The following is a 17,302-nucleotide window of genomic DNA, read 5'->3' on the forward strand; positions in this document are numbered from 1 at the left end:
CGGTGGTTCTGTATGGAAGGGCCATCGCTCAACGGATAAAAGGTACTCCGGGGATAACAGGCTGATACCGCCCAAGAGTTCATATCGACGGCGGTGTTTGGCACCTCGATGTCGGCTCATCACATCCTGGGGCTGAAGCCGGTCCCAAGGGTATGGCTGTTCGCCATTTAAAGTGGTACGCGAGCTGGGTTTAGAACGTCGTGAGACAGTTCGGTCCCTATCTGCCGTGGACGTTTGAGATTTGAGAGGGGCTGCTCCTAGTACGAGAGGACCGGAGTGGACGAACCTCTGGTGTTCCGGTTGTCACGCCAGTGGCATTGCCGGGTAGCTATGTTCGGGAAAGATAACCGCTGAAAGCATCTAAGCGGGAAACTTGCCTCAAGATGAGATCTCACTGGAACCTTGAGTTCCCTGAAGGGCCGTCGAAGACTACGACGTTGATAGGTTGGGTGTGTAAGCGCTGTGAGGCGTTGAGCTAACCAATACTAATTGCCCGTGAGGCTTGACCATATAACACCCAAGCAATTTGCTGACCTGAGAAGGCACCAGATTGCGGTGTGTGAAGACGAAATGAACCGAAAGTTCGAAGCGCACAAACACCGACAGCTGTCACATACCCAATTTGCTGAAGCGAGGCCCTCTGGGCACGACTCAGTACCCGAATTTCTTGACGACCATAGAGCGTTGGAACCACCTGATCCCATCCCGAACTCAGCAGTGAAACGATGCATCGCCGATGGTAGTGTGGGGTTTCCCCATGTGAGAGTAGGTCATCGTCAAGATTAAATTCCGAAACCCCAATTGCGAAAGCAGTTGGGGTTTTGTTTTGCCTGCGAGAAAGTTCTTACAACCTTCGCAGACCTCGTCCGGCTGTCACAACCTGCCGACAATGCTAAGGTTCTGCCTCGGCTTTGATTTTCCAAGGAATCTATATGTCGGACGCCCAGTCCCTCAACGCTGCATTCATGGTGGTTCAGAGCAACAGTCTCGATGAACTGCGCAGCCTTGTGGTCAGCATCATGCGGCGCTATCCACTGGCACCTTTGGAAAACGAAATCGCTTTGGTGCAAAGCAACGGCATTGCTCAGTGGCTCAAGCTGGCACTGGCCGAGGATCCCGAAGACGACGACCTTGGCGGCTGCGGGATCGCGGCAGCGATTGATGTGCAATTGCCCGGCAGTTTCATGTGGCAGCTCTACCGAATGGTGCTGGGACGAGAAGAGATCCCGGCGAAATCCCTGCTCGATAAAGCCCCGCTGACCTGGCGCCTGATGCGTCTCTTGCCACAGGTAATCGACCAACCACATTTCGAACCGCTGCAACGCTTCCTCACCCACGACACCGATCTGCGCAAGCGCTACCAGTTGTCAGAGCGCCTCGCGGATCTGTTCGACCAATATCAGGTTTATCGGGCCGACTGGCTGGAGGACTGGGCGGAAGGCCGCCACCAACTGCGCAATGTCAGAGGTGAAGTAAAGCCGCTGCAGCCGACCAGTTGCTGGCAGGCAGAGTTGTGGCGAGCGCTGCTGAATGATGTAGGCGAACAAGGCATGGCGCAGAGTCGCGCAGGCGTGCATCAACGTTTCATGGAGCGCATCAACACACTCGACAAGGCCCCGGCTGCGCTGCCGCCGCGCGTGATTGTGTTTGGTATCTCTTCGTTGCCTGCGCAGGTACTGGAAGCGCTCGCCGGTCTGGCTCGCTTCAGCCAGGTACTGCTTTGCGTACACAACCCTTGCCGCCATCACTGGGCGGATATCGTCGCCGACAAGGATCTGCTGCGGCATCAGTACAAACGTCAGCAGCGCAAAAGTGGAATGCCCGTTGTGCTCGATGCCGAGACCCTGCATCAGCACGCGCATCCGCTATTGGCCGCGTGGGGCAAGCAAGGTCGCGACTACATCAACCTGCTCGACAGCTACGACGATCCCAACAGCTACCGCGCAGCCTTTCGTGACGGACGCATCGACCTGTTCAGCGAAAATCAACCACACAACATGCTTAACCAGCTGCAGGACGACATTCTCGAGTTGCGTCCGCTCAACGAGACGCGCGAACTCTGGCCAGCGGTCGATGCAACGCAAGACCATTCAATCCGTTTTCACATCGCGCATAGTGCCCAGCGCGAAGTCGAGATCCTGCACGATCAACTCCTGGCGCGGTTCAGCGCAGACCCGGATCTGCGCCCCCGAGACGTGATCGTCATGGTCCCTGATATCGACAGCTATGCGCCGCATATCCGTGCGGTTTTCGGTCAGCTCGATCGGCATGACTCACGCTTCATTCCGTTCACACTGGCGGATCAGGGCCAACGTGGACGCGACCCTCTATTGATCGCGGTCGAGCACCTGCTCAAACTTCCGGACAGTCGTTTCCCGGTCAGCGAGATCCTCGACCTGCTCGATGTCCCGGCCCTGCGTGCTCGGTTTGGTGTAGAGGAACGCGACCTGCCAACTCTGCACCGCTGGATCGAAGGCGCAGGCGTGCGATGGGGCATGAGTGCTGAACAACGTGCCGGCCTCGGCCTTCCTGAAGAACTGGAGCAGAACAGCTGGCATTTCGGCCTGCGCCGAATGCTATTGGGTTACGCCGTTGGCAGTGCCGACGCGTGTGCCGGGATCGAGCCTTACGACGAAATTGGTGGGCTTGACGCTGCCTTGATCGGGCCGCTTGTCGCGCTGCTGGATGCCTTGGAAATTGCTCACCAGCAACTCACCCAACCAGCTCAACCGAAGGAGTGGGGTCTGCGCTTGCAGGCGCTGATGCAGGTGTTCTTCCAGGCCAGCAACGAGCATGACGACTACCTGCTGGCCCAGCTGGAAGAGCTTCGCGAAACCTGGCTCGAGACCTGCGAGGCAGTGGGGCTGACTGACGAGTTGCCGCTGACTGTCGTTCGCGAAGCCTGGCTCGCCGGGCTCGATCAGGGGCGTTTATCGCAACGATTCCTCGCCGGCGCGGTAAATTTCTGCACCTTGATGCCGATGCGTGCCATTCCTTTCAAACTGGTCTGTCTGTTGGGCATGAACGACGGCGATTATCCCCGCGCCCAACCGCCACTGGATTTCGACCTGATGGGCAGCGATTACCGCCCTGGCGACCGCTCAAGGCGTGAAGATGACCGCTACCTGCTGCTCGAAGCGCTCCTGTCTGCACGCAATCAGCTCTACATCAGTTGGGTAGGTCGCAGCATCCGTGACAACAGTGAGCGACCCGCCTCGGTGTTGATCGGCCAGTTGCGCGATCACCTCGCCAGCGGCTGGCGTTCAATCGATCCCAGTCAGGATCTGATAGAAGCGCTGACCGAAGAACATCCTCTACAACCTTTCAGCGCCCGCTATTTCCACGAAGGCGAGCAACTGTTCAGCTACGCCAGCGAGTGGCAAGTGTTGCATCAAGAGCAAGTGCATCAAAACGAGACGCCGTTGCTCGCGCCGTATGTTCAGGAAGAACCGCTGACGCTGGCTTTACTGCAGGATTTTCTGCGCAACCCGGTGAGGCATTTTTTCACCCAACGACTCAAGGTCTATTTCGAGGCCGCGCAAGCGCCGTTGGCCGATGAAGAACCTTTCGTGCTGGACGCGTTGCAGCGCTACACGCTGAGCGACAATTTGCTGGAAGCCGCACTTAACCAGCCGGATGATTTCGATCAGGCACTGCAAGCCCGGGCGCTGCGCCTGCAAAACAGTGGTCTGCTGCCTATGGCCGGTTTCGGCGAATGCCTGCAGCGTGAACTGATCGAACCGCTGCCGGATCTTCTGCAGCGTTATCAACAGTTGCTGACGTTATGGCCGACGCCGTTGACCAGTGCGATCCCGGTCAGTCTCGACTTGCGGGAGCTGCGTCTGGAGGGATGGCTCGCAAGTCTGCACCAGCGCGCCGATGGCGGCCTGCTGTCAGTCACGACCATTCCGAACAGCATCGGCTCGATCAAAACGCGCAAGTGGCACCGGCTGATCAAACCGTGGGTCACCCATCTGGTCGCCTGCGCCAGCGGGCATGCGTTGACCACAGCATTGGTCGCGAGTGACGACACATTGTTGCTTGAACCCATGGAGCGAGACCGAGCGCTGCGGTTCCTCGGTGACCTGCTGCTCGCCTGGCAAACCGGCATGCGCCAGCCCTTGCCGATTGCGATAAAAACCGCATTCGCCTGGCTGTCGCAGTCCGACCCGATCAAAGCCGAAGCCGCGGCGCGAAAAGCCTATGAGGGTGACGGCCAGACCAGCGACGGCGAGCGGCGCGAAAGCCCGGCGCTGCTCCGACAATATCCCGACTTCGATGCATTGTTGGCAGACGAAACCTTCACCGGCTGGTGCGATGCGCTATACCGCCCATTATTCGAAGCGCCCTGGCGTTCCTTGTCCAACGAAGGCGCACGTTCATGAGTACCAGGACACCGTTGGCTCTGGCCTTCCCGTTGCGCGGCAGTCAGTTGATCGAAGCGAGCGCCGGCACCGGCAAGACCTTCACGATCTCGGCGCTTTATCTGCGGCTGATTCTCGGCCATGGCGGCGAGACAAGCGGTTTCGCGCGCGAATTGCTGCCGCCGCAAATCCTCGTAGTGACGTTCACCGACGCTGCCACCAAAGAGCTGCGTGAGCGCATCCGAACCCGCCTGGCCGAGGCTGCGCGTTTTTTCCGCGACGAGATTCCCGCTCCTGACGGACTGATCGGCGAACTGCGCGATCAGTTCGATCCATTGCAATGGTCGGGCTGCGCCAACCGCCTCGATATCGCCGCGCAGTGGATGGACGAAGCCGCCGTCTCGACCATCCACAGCTGGTGTCAGCGCATGTTGCGTGAGCACGCGTTCGACAGCGGCAGCCTGTTCACGCAGTCGCTGGAAACCGATCACAGCGATTTGCTTGGCGAAGTGCTGCGCGATTACTGGCGACTGTTTTGCTATCCGATGCAGGGCGACGCGCTCAACTGGGTGCGCAGTAATTGGGGGGGCCCCGCAGCGTTGTTGCCTCGGGTCCGCGGCTTGTTCGCCAGCGAGCGTGATACCGATGAAGGCAAGGTGCCGGCGGACCTGATCGCTGAATGTTTGCTGGAGCGTCGAGCGGCGTTGGTCGAGCTGAAAATGCCTTGGCGTGCCTGGGCAGACGAGCTGCTTGCTCTCTGCCAGGAAGGCGTGGCCAGCAAAGCCGTCGATGGCCGCAAGATGCAGGCGCGATATTTCGAGCCCTGGTTCGAGAAGCTCAAGACCTGGGCCGAAGACGAGTCGCTCGAGCAACTGGACATTGGCAGCGGCTTCACTCGACTGACACCTGATGGCATGGCCGAGGCCTGGAAAGGTCAGGCGCCGAGCCATCCGGGGCTGGACGCCATGTCCGGCCTCAAGTCGAGCCTCGATGCTTTGCCGACGCCGGATGCCGCTGTTCTGCAACACGCCGCCAAGTGGGTCGGTGCACGCTTTGAAGAAGAGAAGCGTCGCCGCGCGGAAATGGGCTTCGACGATATGTTGCTGCGTCTGGATGCCGCGCTGCAATCGGAGGGCGGCGAGCGTCTGGCGACGCTGATCCGCGAGCAGTTTCCGGTGGCACTGATCGACGAATTCCAGGACACCGATCCGGTGCAATATCGGATCTTCGAGAATATCTACCGCATCGAAGACAACCATCCTGACACCGGCCTGTTCCTGATCGGCGACCCCAAGCAGGCGATCTATGCCTTTCGCGGAGCTGACATCTACACCTACCTGCGCGCACGTCAGGCCACTACCGGCCGCTTGCATACGCTCGGCACCAACTTCCGCTCCAGCCACGGTATGGTGACAGCGGTCAATCACGTATTCGAACGCGCCGAGTCCCGAGAACAGGGACGCGGCGCGTTTTTGTTTCGCGAGAAAACCGGGGAAAACCCGGTGCCGTTCCTTCCCGTCGAGTCCCAGGGACGCAAGGAAACCCTGCAGATCGCCGGGCAAGACGTCGCGGCGCTGAATGTCTGGTTATTGCCGAGCGATCAACCGCTGTCCGGCGCAGTCTATCGCCAGCAAATGGCCGCGGCCTGTGCCAGTCAAATCACCGCACTGCTCAATGGCGGGCAAACCGGCAGCGCTGGGTTCATCCAGGCAGACGACTTCAGAGGTTTGCGTCCTTCGGACATCGCGATTCTCGTCCGCGACGGTAAAGAAGCCCAAGCCGTGCGAGCTGAACTCGCCGCCCGCGGGGTACGCAGTGTTTATCTCTCGGACAAGGACTCGGTCTTCGCCGCGCAAGAGGCGCATGACCTGCTGGCCTGGCTGAAGGCTTGCGCCGAACCCGATGTCGAGCGTTCGCTCAAGGCCGCGCTGGCATGCACCACGCTGAACCTGCCACTGATCGAGCTGGAGCGCCTGAATCAGGACGAAATGGTCTGGGAAGCCCGGGTCATGCAGTTCCGCGGCTATCGCGAGCTCTGGCGCAAACAGGGCGTGTTGCCGATGTTGCGCCGCCTGCTTCACGATTTCCACTTGCCGCAGACCCTGATGCAGCGCAGTGATGGCGAGCGCGTATTGACCAATCTTTTGCACCTGTCGGAGCTGATGCAGCAGGCCGCTGCTGAACTCGACGGTGAGCAAGCGTTGATCCGCCATCTGGGCGAGTTGCTGGCACTGTCCGGTCAGGCCGGCGAAGAACAGATTCTGCGCCTGGAAAGCGACGAGCAACTGGTCAAGGTGGTGACCATCCACAAATCCAAGGGGCTGGAATATCCGCTGGTATTCCTGCCATTCGTTTGTTCGGCGAAACCGGTGGATGGCAGTCGCTTGCCGTTGCATTACCACGATGCTGCGGGCAAAGCACAGATCAGCCTCAAGCCGACCGACGAGTTGATCACCCAGGCTGATGATGAGCGTCTGGCCGAAGACTTGCGTCTTCTGTATGTCGCATTGACCCGTGCGCAACATGCCTGTTGGCTGGGCGTCACTGACCTGAAACGCGGCAATAACAACAGCTCGGTGCTGCACCTGTCTGCGTTGGGTTACTTGCTGGGGGGCGGTGCTGCTTTGGGCGAGTCCAGCGAATTGAACCGTTGGCTGCAAGAGCTGCAGCAAGACTGTCCGGCGATCGACATCGGCGAAATGCCTCAGCCTACTGACGAACATTACCAGCCGCCGCGCAATGAAGCGGTCCTGCGAGCCACGCTACGGCCCAAGCGCAAAGCCAGTGAAAACTGGTGGATCGCTTCCTATAGCGCTCTGCGCATCAGCGACGTATTGAGCGTCGGTAGCGATGAAGCACCGGACAGTCCGCAGGCGCAAAAGCTCTTTGACGATGAGCGCCTCGACCCCGACGCGCCACGCGAAATCACCAGCGGTGGCGCCGATATTCACCGCTTCCCGCGTGGCCCCAACCCGGGCACGTTTCTGCATGGCTTGCTCGAATGGGCGGGCGCTGAAGGTTTTGCGGTTACCCGCGAAGCGCTGGAGGATGCGATTGCCCGGCGCTGCAACCTGCGCGGCTGGCAAGGCTGGATCACCACGCTGACTGACTGGCTGCAGCATTTGCTCAAGTCGCCTTTGCCGATCGCGGGCGGGCAACCGCCGGTGGTTTTCGAGCAACTGAAGCAATACCGCGTCGAGATGGAATTCTGGTTCGCCAGCCACAAGGTCGACGTGCTCAAACTCGACGAGCAAGTGCGCCAGCACACCCACAATGGCGTCGCCCGCGTGGCGGCGGAGCCAGTGCAACTCAACGGCATGTTCAAGGGGTTTATCGACTTGACCTTCGAGCACGCTGGCCGTTATTACGTCGCCGATTACAAATCCAATTGGCTCGGCGTCGATGATCAGGCCTACACCGTGCAGGCCATGGAGCAGTCGATCCTCGACAACCGTTACGACCTGCAATATGTGCTGTATCTGTTGGCATTGCATCGCCAGTTGAAGGCGCGGTTGGCGGATTACGATTACGACCGGCATGTCGGTGGGGCGCTGTATCTTTTCCTGCGTGGGACGCGTGCTGAGAGTCGCGGGGTGTACTTCGTGCGCCCGCCACGGGAATTGATCGAACGCCTCGACCGGATGTTCCAGGGCAAACCCGAACCCAAGTCCGAACCCGCCTGGGAACAGGGAGTCCTGCTATGAGCCGCACATTCGCCGATCTGCTGCCGACACCACTGGAAGCGGACAGCCTGTCGAAACTCTCGCCGCTGACCCGCGCCGATGATTTGCTGTTATTGCTGAGCCGTTGGGTCGAGCGCGGCTGGCTGCGTGCGCTTGACCGGGCCTTTGTCGCCTTCCTGCACGAACTCGAGCCCGAGACCGATCCGCTGGTGCTGCTCGCGGCGGCGCTGACCAGCCACCAGCTGGGGCATGGTCATGTGTGTCTGGACCTGTTCGAGACCCTTAAGGCGCCGGATTTTGCACTGTCGCTGCCGCCGGAAGGCGATGTGCAGGGCGGTGTTTTGTTGCTGCCTTCGCAACTTCTCGAAACGCTGGACGGGGCCCATTGGTGCAAAGTGCTGGCAAGCAGCTCGCTGGTGGCCCTGGCCGCTGACGCGAGGGATACGGCGCACACACGACCCTTGGTGCTGTCCTCGAAACGCCTTTACTTGCGCCGGTACTGGACGTACGAGCGCCGCATCGATGCCGCGTTGCGCCAGCGGCTGATGCAGCAGGAACCGACGCCAGATGATCTGCCCCAGCGTCTGAATGAATTGTTCGGCGGCGCGGAATCTGCGGCTGTCATCGACTGGCAAAAACTCGCCTGTGCACTCGCCACGCGCACCGCCTTCAGCATCATCACCGGCGGCCCGGGCACCGGTAAAACCACCACGGTGGTGCGGCTGCTCGCATTACTGCAGGCACCGGCCGTAGAGGCTGGCCATCCGTTGCGCATTCGTCTGGCCGCACCGACTGGCAAAGCCGCCGCGCGCCTGACCGAGTCGATCAGCCAGCAAGTGCAATCGCTGCAAGTCGCCGAAGCGGTGCGCGCGGCTATCCCCAGTGATGTCACCACCGTGCACCGTCTGCTCGGTAGTCGACCGGGGACCCGACACTTCCGTCACCATGCCGGTAACCGCTTGCCGCTGGATGTGCTGGTGGTCGACGAAGCTTCGATGATCGACCTGGAAATGATGGCCAATTTGCTCGATGCGATGCCGGCCCATGCTCGGCTGGTATTGCTGGGCGACAAGGATCAGTTGGCCTCGGTCGAGGCCGGTGCGGTGTTGGGCGATCTGTGCCGTGACGCCGAGGGCGGTTGGTACAGCCCGCAGACGCGCCAATGGCTGGAGTCAGTCAGCGGCGAGTCATTGCAAGGCAGCGGTTTGCATGAAGACCGCGACGGCGCCCATCCGCTGGCGCAACAAGTGGTGATGCTGCGTCACTCGCGCCGCTTCGGCGAGGGCAGCGGCATCGGTCAGCTTGCGCGGCGGGTCAACCAGCAATCGGCCGACGAGGCGCGGCAGTTGCTCGCTACCGGTGGCTATGAAGACGTGTATTCGCTGCCGCTCAAGGGTGAGCATGATCACAAGCTTGAACGCCTGTTGCTCGAAGGTCATGGCAACGGCCCGCAAGGTTACCGCCATTACCTGAGCGTCCTGCGCGACCAGCGTCCACCGTCGACGCGGCCACTTGAGCATGCGGACTGGACCGATTGGGCCCGGGAAGTCTTGCAGGCGTTCGATACGTTCCAGTTGTTGTGCGCCGTGCGCAAAGGCCCATGGGGCGTTGAAGGCTTGAACCAGCGCATCACCGCCGCGTTGCTCAAGGCGCGGCTGATCGAGAGCGATCAGCAGTGGTATGAAGGTCGGCCGGTGCTGATGACACGCAATGACTATGGTCTGGGCCTGATGAACGGCGACATTGGCATCGCCCTGAAACTGCCCGAGCGCGACGGGCCAGATATCGGCAAAACGGTTCTGCGCGTGGCCTTCCCGCGTAACGATGGTCAGGGCAGCGTGCGCTTCGTGTTGCCGAGTCGACTCAATGACGTCGAAACCGTGTATGCCATGACGGTGCACAAATCCCAGGGCTCGGAGTTCGCGCACACGGCGCTGATCCTGCCGGATGCGCTGAACCCCGTACTCACCAAAGAGCTGATCTACACCGGTATCACTCGCGCCCGGTACTGGTTCACCTTGATCGAGCCGCGTGCCGGTGTGTTCGAGGAGGCGGTGCAGCGCAAGGTCAAGCGTCTGAGCGGGCTGATGCTGGAACTGGAGGAGGGCACCGAGCCCCGGGAATGAAGCGCTGAATGATAGGCAACGATTGCTGACCAACCGGTCAGGGGCAGGCGCCTCGCTGGCGTTTCGAGGCTGTGCTATCGTTGCGGCATCATTTCGTTACGCTCCAAGAGAATCCCTGCATGAAGGTCGCCGTCCGGACGACAGAGCGTGTGGTTGCCTGCCAACGCGCCTTGCTGATCGTTTTGCTCTGGTTGTTGACGGGCAGCGCCATCGCACAAGCGCAAACCGGGCCCGCCGAGCAACGGGCCAAAGCGGTGACGCAGGTGGTCCTTGGCATCCTCAGTTATGCACGCTGGCCAGTGGAGCCAGCGCAGTTGCGCCTGTGCATCGTCGGCCCCACCGAATACACCGATGACCTGGTCAAAGGCACTACACAAGCCAGTGGCCGGCCGGTGGCGGTGCGTCGTCTGCTGGCGAACAACCCGTCCATCGTCAACGAGTGCGACGCGGTGTACATCGGCAAGCTCACCGCCGATGAACGCAGTCGCCTGTTCGCATCGTTGATCGGGCATCCGGTGCTGAGCATCAGCGAAGCCGACGATCAATGCACCGTCGGCAGTCTGTTTTGCCTGCGCGTCGGCGATGAGCAAGTGTCGTTCGAGGTCAATCTCGACTCAGTGGCTCGCAGCGGCGTGCGCATTCACCCCAGCGTGTTGCAGTTGTCCCGTCGCAAAGCGGCGGCGCCATGAAGCTGTTCAGCTGGAAGGCTCGCCCGACCCTGGGCTCGGTCATTGGCCGTGGGCATTTGATTGTGGCGCTGGTAGCGGTGGCGATGGCCAGTGTTTCGCTGACCTTGCTGGGCGTGCTGGCGCTGCGGGTGTATGCCGATCACAACCTGCACTTGATCGCCCGTTCGATCAGCTACACCGTCGAAGCAGCCGTCGTGTTCAACGACAAAGCGGCGGCAACCGAGGCGCTGGCGATCATCGCCGCCAGCGAGGAAGTGGCGGATGCCCGAGTGCTGGACGCGCAAGGCCAATTGATTGCGCAATGGCAGCGCCCTGAAACCGGCTTGTTCTCCGAGCTGGAAATGCGGATCGCCCGCGCCATTCTGGAAAAACCGGTCAGCCTGCCGATCGAACATCAGGACCGTGAAATCGGTCGCGTCCTGCTCATCGGTCATGGCGGCAGCCTGATGCGTTTTCTGCTCAGCGGCCTGGCCGGGATTGTGCTGTGCACCGCGATCAGCGCCTGGGTCGCGCTCTATCTGGCGCGACGGCAACTGCGCGCAATCATTGGTCCATTGCACAGCCTCGCCTCCGTCGCTCACGCCGCCCGCAGCGAACGGGCGCTGGATCGGCGCGTGCCGCCGGCGCAAATCGCCGAACTGGATAATCTCGGCAACGACTTCAATGCCTTGCTCGGCGAACTCGAGTCCTGGCAGACCCACCTGCAAAACGAAAACGAAACCCTTGCCCATCAAGCGACCCACGACAGCCTCACCGGGTTGCCCAACCGCGCGTTTTTCGAAGGCCGCTTGATCCGCGCCTTGCGCAACGGCAAAAAACACGACGAGCGGATTGCCGTGCTGTTTCTCGACAGCGACCGCTTCAAAGGCATCAACGATAACTTCGGCCATGCCTCGGGTGACGCAGTGCTGGTGGCGATTGCCAATCGGGTGCGAGCGCAATTGCGCGAGGACGATCTGGTCGCGCGTTTGGGCGGCGACGAGTTCGCCGTGCTGCTCGCGCCGCTGCACACCGTTGAAGACGCTGAGCACATCGCTGACAAGATCCTCGCCAGCATGGACATGCCGATCACCCTGCCGGGCGACACCAGTGTGGTGACCTCGCTCAGTATCGGCATCGCCGTCTACCCCGATCATGGTGCCACGCCGGGCACCTTGCTCAACGCAGCCGACGCGGCGATGTATCAGGCCAAGCGCCTGTCACGCGGCGCGCAATTCACGGCCGGGTCGGAGCGCCCGGTTGATTCCGTTCACACCAGGAGCTGATGTCTGTGTTCACTCTTCCCGTTCGACTTTTTTCCGCATTGCTGTTGATCGCCGCGCTGACGCTGAGCGGTTGCCAGACCGCCCCGCAAAAAGGCCTGACACCGGCGCAGGTCGCTGTGCTCAAACAGCAGGGTTTCGAGTTGACCGACGACGGCTGGGAGTTCGGCCTGTCGGGCAAAGTGTTGTTTGGCAGCGATGTCGAAAGCCTGAACGCACCCAGCACGGAAATCGTCGAACGCATTGGCAAGGCGCTGCTCGGCGTGGGTATCGAGCGGGTGCGCGTCGATGGCCATACCGATGCGTCGGGCAAGGAAACCTACAATCAGCAACTGTCCCTGCGTCGGGCCAAGAGCGTCGCCAACGTCCTCGGCACGGTCGGCATGAAGCAGGAAAACATCCAGCTGCAAGGCCTCGGCAGCAGCGAACCGGTAGCCTCAAACGACACCGCAGCGGGACGTACGGAAAACCGCCGGGTGTCGATTGTGGTCAGCGCCGACTAATCGGCAAAGCGCATCTCCCGCGTTTCCCCCATCAACAACGCCTGATTGCGCTCAGTCACCTCGCGGATGTAATCCCACAACAAGGTGATCCGCTTCAACTTGCGCAGATCCTCCCGGCAGTACATCCAGAACTGCCGGGTAATGTCGACTTCCTCCGGCAACACCGGCAGCAAACGCGGGTCTTGGGCGGCGAGGAAGCACGGCAGGATCGCCAGCGAGCGACCCTGCTGCGCGGCGACGTATTGAGCGATCACGCTGGTGCTGCGCAAATGTGCGCTGGCGCCGGGCAGCACGTTGGCCAGGTAAAGCAGCTCTGAGCTGAACGCCAGATCGTCCACATAACTGATGAATTGATGCTTGCTCAAGTCTGCAGGGCGGCGGATCGGTGGGTGTTTGTCGAGATAGTCCTGGGTCGCGTACAGCTGCAAACGGTAGTCGCAGAGTTTGCAGCAGACGTACGGCCCATGCTCCGGCCGTTCGAGGGCGATGACGATGTCGGCCTCGCGCTTGGAGAGGCTGATGAAGTGCGGCAGCGGCAAAATGTCCACCGAAATTGCTGGGTAGGCGTCGACAAAATGACTCAGTTGCGGGGTGATGAAAAAACTGCCGAAACCTTCGGTGCAGCCCATGCGCACGTGCCCTGACAGCGCCACGCCCGAGCCGGAAACCTGCTCACAGGCCATGTGCAACGTGCTTTCGATCGACTCGGCATAACCGAGCAAGCGCTGGCCTTCGGTGGTCAGGACGAAGCCGCTGGTGCGGGACTTTTCGAACAGCAATGTGCCCAGCGCCGCTTCCAGCGAACTGATCCGTCGCGACACCGTGGTGTAGTCGACAGCCAGGCGTTTGGCAGCGGTGCTGGCCTTGCGAGTGCGGGCGACTTCGAGGAAAAACTTCAGGTCGTCCCAGTTCAGCGAGCCTAGCGAGGTGATGTTTTTTTGCATGATGGACGGGCTTATATGTGCGTTCTTATTAGAAGTTTGCACATCTATACTCCAAAAACCGTCCGACAACCATTCTGGACACACGCCTCATCTCAAGGCGAACCTCTCGCCTTGGCTCCTACGATAAAAACAAGTTCTGGAGACCAGCATGAACGCATCGCTTACGCCCAACGACACCACGCTGCAAAAGGTCAAACTGCTGATCGACGGCGAATGGGTCGAGTCGCAGACCACCGAGTGGCACGACATCGTCAACCCGGCGACCCAGCAAGTGCTGGCCAAGGTTCCGTTCGCCACCGCCGCTGAGGTCGATGCCGCTGTCAGCGCCGCCCAGCGCGCATTCCAGACCTGGAAACTGACCCCGATCGGCGCGCGGATGCGCATCATGCTCAAGCTCCAGGCGCTGATTCGTGAGCACTCCAAACGCATCGCCGTCGTGTTGAGCGCCGAGCAGGGCAAAACCATTGCCGACGCCGAGGGCGATATTTTCCGCGGCCTGGAAGTGGTCGAGCACGCTTGCTCGATCGGCACCCTGCAAATGGGCGAGTTCGCCGAAAACGTCGCCGGCGGTGTCGACACCTACACCCTGCGCCAGCCGATCGGCGTCTGCGCCGGCATCACCCCGTTCAACTTCCCGGCGATGATTCCGCTGTGGATGTTCCCGATGGCGATTGCTTGCGGCAACACCTTTGTCCTGAAGCCTTCGGAACAGGATCCGCTGTCGACCATGTTGCTGGTGGAGCTGGCGATCGAGGCGGGCGTTCCTGCAGGCGTGCTCAACGTCGTTCACGGCGGCAAGGATGTGGTCGATGGCCTATGTACGCACAAGGACATCAAAGCCGTGTCCTTCGTCGGTTCGACTGCCGTCGGCACTCATGTTTATGACCTGGCCGGCAAACATGGCAAGCGCGTGCAGTCGATGATGGGCGCGAAAAACCACGCTGTGGTGCTGCCGGATGCCAATCGCGAACAAGCGCTGAATGCCCTGGTCGGCGCCGGTTTCGGTGCCGCCGGACAACGCTGCATGGCCACGTCGGTGGTGGTGCTGGTGGGCGCGGCGAAACAGTGGCTGCCGGACCTGAAAGCGCTGGCGCAGAAACTCAAGGTCAACGCCGGCAGCGAGCCGGGCACCGATGTCGGTCCGGTGATCTCGAAAAAGGCCAAGGCGCGGATTCTCGAACTGATCGAAAGCGGCATCAAGGAAGGCGCCAAGCTTGAACTCGATGGTCGCGACATCAGCGTGCCGGGTTACGAGCAAGGCAACTTTGTCGGCCCGACCCTGTTCTCGGGCGTGACCACCGACATGCAGATCTATACCCAGGAAATCTTCGGCCCGGTGCTGGTGGTGCTGGAAGTCGACACCCTCGATCAGGCGATTGCGCTGGTCAATGCCAACCCGTTCGGCAACGGCACTGGCCTGTTCACCCAAAGCGGTGCGGCGGCGCGCAAATTCCAGACTGAAATCGACGTCGGTCAGGTTGGCATCAACATTCCGATTCCGGTGCCAGTGCCGTTCTTCAGCTTCACCGGTTCGCGGGGTTCGAAACTCGGCGATCTCGGCCCATACGGCAAGCAAGTGGTGCAGTTCTACACCCAGACCAAAACGGTCACGGCGCGCTGGTTCGATGACGACAGCGTCAACGACGGCGTGAACACCACCATCAACCTGCGCTGAGGATCCGATCATGAAAATCGCATTTATCGGGCTGGGCAACATGGGCGCGCCGATGGCGCGCAACCTGATCAAGGCTGGCCACTCGCTGAACCTGGTCGACCTGAACAAAACCGTGCTGGCCGAACTGGAGCAACTGGGCGGCACCATTCGCGCTTCGGCGCGCGAGGCGGCGGAAGATGCCGAACTGGTGATCACCATGCTCCCGGCCGCGGTGCATGTGCGCAGCGTCTGGCTGGGTGAAGAGGGCGTGCTCGCCGGCATTCGCCAAGGCGTGCCGGCAGTGGATTGCAGCACCATCGATCCGCAGACCGCCCGCGACGTCGCAGCGGCTGCTGCGAAGCAAGGCGTGGCCATGGCCGATGCGCCGGTCTCCGGCGGCACGGGCGGTGCGACGGCCGGGACCCTGACCTTTATGGTCGGCGCCACTCCGGAGCTGTTCGCCACCCTGCAACCGGTGCTGGCGCAGATGGGCCGCAACATTGTGCATTGCGGTGAAGTCGGCACCGGCCAGATCGCCAAGATCTGCAACAACCTGCTGCTGGCGATCTCGATGGTCGGCGTCAGTGAAGCGATGGCTTTGGGCGACGCGCTGGGGATCGACACCGGCGTACTGGCCGGCATCATCAACAGCTCGACCGGCCGCTGCTGGAGTTCGGAGATGTACAACCCGTGGCCGGGCATCGTCGAAACTGCCCCGGCCTCGCGCGGTTATACCGGAGGGTTCGGTGCGGAGCTGATGCTCAAGGATCTGGGGCTGGCGACGGAAGCAGCGCGGCAAGCGCACCAACCGGTGGTGCTCGGCGCGGTGGCGCAGCAGTTGTATCAGGCGATGAGTCAGCGTGGTGATGGCGGGAAAGATTTCTCGGCGATCATCAACAGCTATCGCAAGCCGCAGTAACTGTTCAAAAAACCGAGGTGAAAGGGTTTTTTGTGGCGAGGGAGCTTGCTCCCGCTGGTCTGCGCAGCAGACCTGAACACAGCAAATGAGGTTCTTCAGAAAAACCGCATTTGCTGAATTTACGTCTGCTGCGCAGCCGAGCGGGAGCAAGCTCCCTCGCCACGAGTGATCTCAGGGCTTTTTGTGCCGCCATCATCAGTAGCTATCGCAAGCCGCAGTAACTGTTCAAAAAACTGAAGTGAAAGGTTTTTTTTGTGGCGAGGGAGCTTGCTCCCGCTGGTCTGCGCAGCAGAGCTGAACACGGCAAATGAGGTTCTTCAGAAAAACCGCATTTGCTGAAGTTACGTCTGCTGCGCAGCCGAGCGGGAGCAAGCTCCCTCGCCACGAGTGATCTCCCGGCTTTTTGTACCGCCATCATCAACAGCTACCGCAAACCGCAGTTACTGTTCAAAAAACTGAGGTGAAAGGGTTTTTCGTGGCGAGGGAGCTTGCTCCCGCTGGTCTGCGCAGCAGACCTGACCACGGCAAATGAGGTTCTTCAGAAAAACCGCATTTGCTGAAGTTACGTCTGCTGCGCAGCCGAGCGGGAGCAAGCTCCCTCGCCACAGGTGATCTCACGGCTTTTTGTACCGCCATCATCAACAGCTACCGCAAACCGCAGTTACTGTTCAAAAAACTGAGGTGAAAGGGTTTTTCGTGGCGAGGGAGCTTGCTCCCGCTGGTCTGCGCAGCAGACCTGACCACGGCAAATGAGGTTCTTCAGAAAAACCGCATTTGCTGAAGTTACGTCTGCTGCGCAGCCGAGCGGGAGCAAGCTCCCTCGCCACAGGTGATCTCACGGCTTTTTGTACCGCCATCATCAACAGCTATCGCAAGCCGCAGTAACTGTTCAAAAAACTGAGGTGAAAGGGTTTTTTGTGGCGAGGGAGCTTGCTCCCGCTGGTCTGCGCAGCAGACCTGACCACGGCAAATGAGGTTCTTCAGAAAAACCGCATTTGCTGAGGTTACGTCTGCTGCGCAGTCGAGCGGGAGCAAGCTCCCTTGCCACAGGTGATCTCACGGCTTTTTTGTGCAGGAAGAAAAAGATCGCAGCCTTCGGCAGCTCCTACATGGGAATGCGTTCCTGTAGGAGCTGCCGAAGGCTGCGATCTTTTGCTT

General features: G+C 60.6%; 9 protein-coding genes and 2 rRNA genes (1 of these 11 running past the window's edge). 10 read left to right on the plus strand and 1 reads right to left on the minus strand.

Annotated elements, in window-relative coordinates; all coding sequences use genetic code 11:
• The 8 genes from LIS66_RS03405 to LIS66_RS03440 form a co-directional block, all read left to right on the plus strand.
• A 23S ribosomal RNA gene (locus tag LIS66_RS03405) occupies nt 1-510 on the plus strand (it extends 2,384 nt beyond the left edge of the window).
• Between the two features lie 156 nt (nt 511-666).
• Nucleotides 667-782: ribosomal RNA gene (gene rrf / locus LIS66_RS03410) — 5S ribosomal RNA — on the plus strand.
• A 150-nt stretch (nt 783-932) separates the two neighbouring features.
• Entirely contained in the window at nt 933-4,385 is a 3,453-nt protein-coding gene (recC, locus tag LIS66_RS03415; RefSeq protein WP_227973629.1) for an exodeoxyribonuclease V subunit gamma, read from the plus strand.
• Nucleotides 4,382-8,068 (plus strand): exodeoxyribonuclease V subunit beta, encoded by a 3,687-nt coding sequence (recB, locus tag LIS66_RS03420; protein WP_227973630.1) that lies wholly within the window; start codon nt 4,382-4,384, stop codon nt 8,066-8,068. Before recC ends, recB begins: the two co-directional genes overlap by 4 nt.
• Complete coding sequence (recD, locus tag LIS66_RS03425) at nt 8,065-10,173, plus strand: exodeoxyribonuclease V subunit alpha (RefSeq protein ID WP_227973631.1); 2,109 nt, start codon at nt 8,065-8,067, stop codon at nt 10,171-10,173. The genes recB and recD overlap by 4 nt, the downstream gene beginning before the upstream one ends.
• 119 nt (nt 10,174-10,292) lie before the next feature.
• Nucleotides 10,293-10,862, plus strand: a complete 570-nt coding sequence (locus LIS66_RS03430) for a YfiR family protein (RefSeq protein ID WP_042608807.1) — start codon at nt 10,293-10,295, stop codon at nt 10,860-10,862.
• Nucleotides 10,859-12,127 carry a diguanylate cyclase domain-containing protein gene (locus tag LIS66_RS03435; RefSeq protein ID WP_042608808.1) on the plus strand — a complete coding sequence of 423 codons (1,269 nt, stop codon included), beginning with the start codon at nt 10,859-10,861 and terminating at the stop codon, nt 12,125-12,127. Before LIS66_RS03430 ends, LIS66_RS03435 begins: the two co-directional genes overlap by 4 nt.
• Nucleotides 12,127-12,627: an OmpA family protein gene (locus tag LIS66_RS03440; protein ID WP_177330608.1), complete on the plus strand. Its 501-nt coding sequence runs from the start codon at nt 12,127-12,129 to the stop codon at nt 12,625-12,627. The genes LIS66_RS03435 and LIS66_RS03440 overlap by 1 nt, the downstream gene beginning before the upstream one ends.
• Here the strand turns inward: LIS66_RS03440 and LIS66_RS03445 are convergent.
• On the minus strand, nt 12,624-13,571 hold the full coding sequence (locus LIS66_RS03445) for a LysR family transcriptional regulator (protein WP_042608809.1): 948 nt from the start codon (nt 13,569-13,571) through the stop codon (nt 12,624-12,626). The genes LIS66_RS03440 and LIS66_RS03445 overlap by 4 nt on opposite strands.
• Before the next feature lie 148 nt (nt 13,572-13,719).
• Between LIS66_RS03445 and LIS66_RS03450 the strand changes: the two genes are divergently transcribed.
• Both LIS66_RS03450 and mmsB read left to right on the plus strand, forming a co-directional pair.
• On the plus strand, nt 13,720-15,246 hold the full coding sequence (locus LIS66_RS03450) for a CoA-acylating methylmalonate-semialdehyde dehydrogenase (protein ID WP_024011486.1): 1,527 nt from the start codon (nt 13,720-13,722) through the stop codon (nt 15,244-15,246).
• A gap of 10 nt (nt 15,247-15,256) precedes the next feature.
• On the plus strand, nt 15,257-16,144 hold the full coding sequence (mmsB, locus tag LIS66_RS03455) for a 3-hydroxyisobutyrate dehydrogenase (protein ID WP_042608810.1): 888 nt from the start codon (nt 15,257-15,259) through the stop codon (nt 16,142-16,144).
• Nucleotides 16,145-17,302: the final 1,158 nt, after the last annotated feature.

Origin of the sequence: Pseudomonas sp. HN2 (assembly GCF_020736465.1) — a bacterium.
Lineage (GTDB): Bacteria > Pseudomonadota > Gammaproteobacteria > Pseudomonadales > Pseudomonadaceae > Aquipseudomonas > Aquipseudomonas moraviensis_A.